The organism is Chryseobacterium sp. Leaf394 (genome assembly GCF_001424105.1).
Lineage (GTDB): Bacteria > Bacteroidota > Bacteroidia > Flavobacteriales > Weeksellaceae > Chryseobacterium.
In genome coordinates this window covers 511445-518556 of the sequence record NZ_LMQH01000011.1, presented here as the reverse complement: position 1 = coordinate 518556, position 7112 = coordinate 511445, and the positions used below count along the sequence as shown (strand labels likewise).

Genomic DNA, 7112 nt, shown 5'->3' with positions numbered 1-7112 from the left:
TGATGTTCAGTAAATCGTTTAGTGTTGACACTGTGTTTGTGTTGTCCATAATAAAATTGTTTTGATTAGTGTACAACTGTATTTGCAATCTTCGTACCATGACGCATATTTAAATGCCAAAATAATCTTGACATTTAGAAATCTAGTTTTGAATGGATTAATGATTAATAGCTCCAGATGAGGCCTGAAATATTACTAGTCGAAGACAGACCAAAAAAGGGAAAAAAAGTTTTTTTTCAAAGCATGAAGGCTTAAATTTTGCTATGAGAATAAAAATTTAATACACTGTATAGTATTATTAAAGTTCATCAGGATATAAAACCTGGAAATATCAATTTTTGTGCAAACTATTATTCATATATTTCCGGTGTCATTTGGATTTATTATTTTGATTTGCAAATTACTTCTGTTTCTGGTGTATGTGAAAATATATAACATCGTATGGAAGTACTATACGTGGCATTTATTTTTATAAAAAAACTCGAGGATAACCTTTTGGTTTTTACTAATTTAATTATAGTAAACTCTATATGACAAATTTATCTAATCAACATTATTCTGGACGGGAAAGCATTACAGAAAGTGAACGTCGCCTTAAGGCATTAATTGAGGCTACATCAGACATGGTTTACTCTATGAGCCCGGACTGGAAGATCATGAATGATTTCAATGGCAGAGTTTTATTTAAGAATTCAGTTGCGACGACGTCAGATTGGAAATCTGTATACGTCTACTCTGATGATTTTCAACTTGTCACATCAACAATAGAAGAATGCATCTCTAAAAAGAAAGTCTTCGAATTAGAACATCGGGTTGTGCTGGCTGACGGAAATCCGGGTTAGGTATTTTCCAAAGCAATTCCAATACTGGATGATCAGGGAGAAATTTTAGAGTGGATTGGAACCGCAAAAGATATCAGCCAGAGAAAAGAAGCAGAAGAATTATTGAAGGCATTGCAGGAAAATTCGGACCAGCAAAAAATACTGTTTGAAACTGTTACTTCATCAACACCTGACCTTTTGTATGTATTTGATCTCGACTACCGTTTTACTTATGCTAATCAAGCACTATTAAATATGTGGGGTAAAACTTGGGAAGCTTCAGTAGGCAAGACTTTGTTGGAAAACGGGTATGAATCCTGGCATGCTACAATGCATGAAAAAGAAATTGACGAAATAAAAAATACCAAACTCCCTATCCGCGGAGAAGTTTCATTTCCACATGCGACATTAGGTAAACGTATATATGACTATATCTTCACTCCTGTTCTGGATAAAGATGGAGAATTAGTAGCCGTTGCCGGTGCAACAAGGGATGTTACAGATAGAAAGAATTGGGAGGAGAGTCTGCAAATTAACTCTAGAACACTCCAGCAGCTTAATAAACATTTAGAAAATACCAATCATGAATTAACAGCTACGCTTAAGGAAATAGCTCAGGTAAACGATGAACTAAAGAAAGCGAACGAAAAGATTGCTGAAGGCGAGATTGCATTTAGACTGGCTGTCAATGCGGCCGATTTTGGTACGTGGTTCATCCATTCTATTACTCGTGAGTTTATTACTGACGCACGCTTAAAAGAGTTATTCGGATATTATGAAAATGAGCCACTGTCAATAGAACAGGCACTGGCACAAATTACAGAAGAGTACCGACCAACCGTAGCTGAAAAACTCGAGAATGCTATTTACAATAACGGTGATTATGATGTCACCTATCCAGTAATCGGACTGCACGACAATCGTCTCCGCTGGCTTCGTGCCATAGGCAATTTAAAAGCAGACCCTTCCGGAGCTTTTTCTGCATTCACGGGTGTTGTAATGGACATAACCGACCAATATCTAGCCAATGCAGAGATTAAACGTACCGAAGAAAATTTGAGAATGGCCGTTGAGGCAGCTGGATTAGGAACATTTCAAATGAGTGCCGATGACCGAATACTTGTAGCATCACCAAAACTTAAAGAGTTTTTTGGATTCTATCCTGATGAAGACATGCCTTTGGAGGCAGCAGTCAATCAGATACATGCTGATTTTCGGGCTTCTGTAACTGCAAGTATTGAGCGGACATTTATGGAAAAAATCCGTTTTAACATGGAATATCAGATTATCGGTTATCACGATAAAAAAAAGAGGTGGGTACGTACAATTGGGGAGGTTCAGGAAAAGGGTGGTAAAGAATATTTCACGGGAGTTATTCATGATATTACAGATAATAAATTGGACGAGATAAGAAAAAATGACTTCATAGGCATGGTTTCCCATGAGCTTAAAACACCTTTGACATCAATCAACATCTATCTGCAGCTACTATTGCAGAAAGCGGAAAATTCTCACAATCAGTTTGTCAAACAAGCTTTAGAACAGTGCCTGAAGCAAGTAAAAAATATGATTGAAATGATCAATGGCTTTCTGAATGTTTCAAGACTGGAATCCGGGAAATTACATATCGACAAAACGGATTTTGACATTTCTGATTTTTTTAAAGAAATTCAGACAGACTATGAAATTCAGTATTCGTCACATGATCTTGTTTTTAACTCGCCAGAATCAATGATAGTAAACGGAGATCGTTTAAAACTTGCACAGGTTATCAACAATTTAGTAGGTAATGCTGTAAAATACTCCGGAAATAAAACTTCTATTTATATTTCTATTGAAAAAATTAATGACAAGATAAAAGTAATTGTTAAGGATGAAGGGATCGGTATTAAGCCTGAAAATCTAGACAGGCTATTTGACAGGTATTACAGAGTTGAGCAGGAAAGTATTATCGCAGGATTTGGTATTGGTCTCTATCTCAGTGCAGAAATTATAAAAGCACATGGTGGTAAGATATGGGCAGAAAGCGAATTTAGCAGAGGTTCAACATTTTTCTTCGAAGTGCCGGTTTCATAAACATGATAACTGTGCAATACCATTTTTCCAACGCAGTTTAACTAACAATTTCGTCATGTAATAATATAAGAGGCATTATACAAAGAGCTGAACTTTACAAACATCTTATATTTCAGCGAAATTTTTATGGATGCATATAAACAGACTGTACGAAAAATCTTATTTGGTAAAAAAAATGAAGTTAAATCCATTATTAGGCCTCTGGGATTCGAAAACAGGAGCCATAATCACTTAATAGGGTTAGGTACAGATTAACAGGTTGGTGACATATTTGAGTGCGGAGCATATTACTACAGCCAACTCCACAAAGACGCAGATAAATAATTTGTAGATGGTGACCTTTAAAAAGTCTATACAGATTTTATCAAAGTTGATAAACATAAGCTGTTGGTGATACCTGTGATAGAATCACATAGATGTCATTTCACAGCTTATCTAATATCAAAGCAATATGTTAAATCCGTTTAAGATTTTTCTAAAATTATTTTTTGAAATTCTTAACGATAACTGCTTACAAAAAATATATTACTTTACAAATGATCGTTTCTGACTAGGAAAAGTATATATCCCTTTGCTCATTGAAAAAGATTTGTCAAAATTTGATTTTAATACAAACTCTCAATGCTCCGATAAAATCAAAATATCAACAGCTTCTTCTGTATCTTCAAATTAATATTTCTGGCGCTCTTGATGTGAGACCCACGCCAAAATAGGCAATTTGAAGGTCTTTGACTCCGTTTTTTTTCTTTCCTAATTTTAATTGTTGAATGAAATTGTTAAAAACAAATGTTAATTAGGGTTTAGGTCATTATGAGGATATTTTCAATATTCCTTCGAAATGGAAAGATGCATTATTTAACTTCAGATGAATTGGGTCATGCTTTATTCTCGCGCAAGAATAGAGCTGTTGCAGCATTAGGAATTTGCATTTATCAGAACAACAGAATTACTTTATTTAATATATTTTCTCAGTATGACGAATATTAAATCCATAAGTTTTAAGTTAAAGTTTTTTTCTCACGAACCCATAATTGAGCATAGAACTTGCAAATATTTTCGAAGTAATTAAGATAAAATACACACTATAATCAGTAGATATTTAACGGGAAAAATCCCCGTAGCTTTACTAACCTGAGGATTCTTACGTTTTGATATAATACACTAATATTTCAATAAGCACGCATATCTATTATCTTAGCCGAAATACCAGCTATGTGATGCTGCATACCCGAGGGATTTGAGTATGGCATTAAACTTGTTACATACTTTGCGCATATACAAATACTTAGTCTATAAGATCTTTCCAAATAATAAGGAAAGATCTTATTTTTGTTATAAATACATAGCACTGTTACCTTGACCTTAAAATACAGTGTATATTGACTAAATTCACTATACAAACCAAAGGATGAAATCGGATTTACTATTAATCTATTTGCCGGTAAATGCGCTTCGACCTTAGATTTTTAAAGCAACACCTTTCATATCTCCTATATGAAATGAATAGTTAAACTACTTTAATATGCTAACATTTGTGTTTTTTCTTTTCTTCAGAGAATTGTTTTAAAAATGCCCAATCTTAAAAAACAATTTTGCAGTTCACTAATGCTCTTCTTTCTGGTTCTATTTTTTAGATTTTCAGCTTTTCTTCTTCAGCTTTTTTAATATCAACGAGTTTTCATTTTCACAGCTGTATATTTTGTTTGAAGTAATTATCTTTGCGATGATCTTGCTTCAGATTTCACCAATTAGCAAACTATCCTTATTTAAATAGCTTCTATTTTTTCTCAGAGGGAGGCTTTATACTAATTATACTATTGTTGATATGCTTAGAAAAGATAATAACGACACGAAATTGTAGTGACAATTAGTAAATTAAACATAGATTTTTCGATCTAAAATTTTCACAAACCCCTCTTTTTCAAGCTTTTTTATTGTCCTGATGACAGTTTCCGTCCTCAATGCAGTAATGGAGCCTAATTGCTTTCGGGTTAAAGTAATTTCAAAAGAATATTGCGGCTTATCTTCAGAAAAGCTCTTAAAATAATTCAAAATTCCTATTAATCTTGTTCGGGGATGAATTGATGAATTGGTTTGCATAAGTACAAATTTCTGATACAGATGTTCAGATATAAATTTATTGATAGCAAAAGAAACTTCCGGGATATTATTAAGAAGCTCAAAGAAAGATTTTTTTTGCAACTTCAATACTGTACATGAACTAAGACATACAGCATTAACCGGATAAGCTTCATCTGTAAACAGCAACATTTCACAGACACTGTCTCCCGGAGTAAGAATACTTTGTATCAATTCACGTCCGTTCTCATCTTCATAATTTAGCTTCACCTTCCCCGCGGTGATTTGATAATAATATCGAGGTTGATCATCAATTTCAAAAATAGCCTCATTGGGCTTGAATTTAAGTTCCGAGGCTCCATACTCATAAAGCAGAGCTTCGTTAATAACTGGTCGTTTTATCATATTAATACCTTGGTTAATTATAATTGTAAAAATATCCCCTCTTCAAAAAAATCACTGGCATCTTTCGCCTAGGAAAACGAAAGCTAGTAAATTTTATATTGTTGCCTAATATTGACTCGCCATTGTCTGCACCGCAAATAATGATTTCCGGCATACACATCGCTCCTGCGGTAGTTCGTCGATCATAATATCTTCTTAGTTTAGATACTTTTGCTTCAACAAACTTTTTAAAGCTGAATTTTGCAAATGCTTAAGAATTCTGTTGTGATCACCACCTTTTAAAAACACTGTTTCTCTGCTGGATAACCGTTCCAAATATAAATCGGTAAAAGTTGATTCGTCTATATCATGTACAAAATCAAAATTTGTATACCTCAAATTTATTGTAAGTCTCCCTGTATGTGTCACGCATCCTTTCCTGTTCCGAGCTCGCAGCTGTATCTACTTAAATATGGTCAGTTTTTGATGCTACTAATAAAATGAGAATTTCTTAGGGTAAGAATTTGAGATTGTTTTTTTAATACCTACATCATTATCTGATCTATCTTGATTACCACCAATTATCAACAATTTTCCTTAAGGACTCATATAATCAATTATATTTACATTTAATGCTAAAAATAAAAAACAGAATTGTACTAAACTATGAGGGAGGTCATATTGTTTAAAACTATCAGACTTGCTATTATTTGGTAGAAAACTAATTTCGGTTGAGGAGAACAGGTAACATATCAGACCCTTCTACATTTGGATTGGATTGCGGATCAGCGCACTAATCCTATTGTTTTCATGTCGTGCTTTGCATATTTTACTTGATTACTTTCTTTCATATTGCGTATCTTGCCTGAATTATTGAGAGTAAAAACGAAGTGATAGTGATGGTACAAACGTTCTTGTTGGACTGAATGACTGTAGTTGGCTCTGAATGTCTGCGGATCTTCTTGTAATTGATTATGTGAGTTGGAAACATTCTGAAGATACTTTGATACGCAGATAATGCATAATTAATGTCAGCGTAATACTACTATAAGCGTGGAATAAATTGATCTGCTTGTTACTTGTTTTTTCATAATGTACATTTTTACTTTTATGTAATCTGTCACTCCTATTATAATTGGCTTTTAATCGTTTGCAAAGTGGAAACGGCATTTGTCAGCAACTGCCCGTGATCATTTGATTAACATCTGCGTCTTTGCCAAATTTTCTAAGCATTATAAAAAAATGAGAGCGTACTGCGGATAAAAAGCTCTTAGTCTCAATATAAGCAAAATAAAGTACATTGCAGTCTTCTTCACAATAACGGAAATCTGCCCATAGAGGATGTCATAGACTTTCGAAAATGATGAAGTTCAATCTATCTGTTCAATCCACTAAGGAAAAATGCGGCAAACTTATTATTATACGTTTCAATTTTCGCTATTGTACGTATCTGATCTTCCGCCAAGGCTTCTTCTATCTTCCATTCTTAATCAGAGACTAGAAACTTTCAATATAAGTACGTCTTTATCATGTTCGACATTATATCTCTTTTATCATTAAGTGCTTAAGATGATACTTAAAGGAAAATTTCATTTTCTCCTTGAAGTTGATGAGAAGATACATTTCCCATACCAATGAACTAAAAACTACAATACATACCACATTATCGCATTAGGAATCATGTGGTATGACTTTTCTACCAGCAAAATTATTATGTTAAATAAATGAATTATATTGAAAATCTGTTGTTAA

The 7112-nt window shown here is 33.6% G+C and carries 3 protein-coding genes; 2 read left to right on the top strand and 1 reads right to left on the bottom strand.

Features of this window, described 5'->3' with window-relative positions; all coding sequences use genetic code 11:
* Window positions 1-623 precede the first annotated feature (623 nt).
* Entirely contained in the window at window positions 624-842 is a 219-nt protein-coding gene (locus tag ASG21_RS06880) for a hypothetical protein (RefSeq protein WP_128414233.1), read from the top strand.
* Window positions 843-944: 102 nt separating this feature from the next.
* Entirely contained in the window at window positions 945-2897 is a 1953-nt protein-coding gene (locus ASG21_RS06875; RefSeq protein WP_082482378.1) for a PAS domain-containing sensor histidine kinase, read from the top strand.
* Between the two features lie 1875 nt (window positions 2898-4772).
* Here ASG21_RS06875 and ASG21_RS06870 read toward each other — a convergent pair.
* Window positions 4773-5381, bottom strand: a complete 609-nt coding sequence (locus tag ASG21_RS06870; RefSeq protein WP_056077417.1) for a Crp/Fnr family transcriptional regulator — start codon at window positions 5379-5381, stop codon at window positions 4773-4775.
* Window positions 5382-7112: the final 1731 nt, after the last annotated feature.

Bases quoted from the DNA above. Each gene is read 5' to 3' on its own strand.
- ASG21_RS06880 (WP_128414233.1), top strand. From the start codon at position 624: ATGGTTTACTCTATGAGCCCGGACTGGAAGATCATGAATGATTTCAAT.
- ASG21_RS06870 (WP_056077417.1), bottom strand. From the start codon at position 5,381: ATGATAAAACGACCAGTTATTAACGAAGCTCTGCTTTATGAGTATGGA.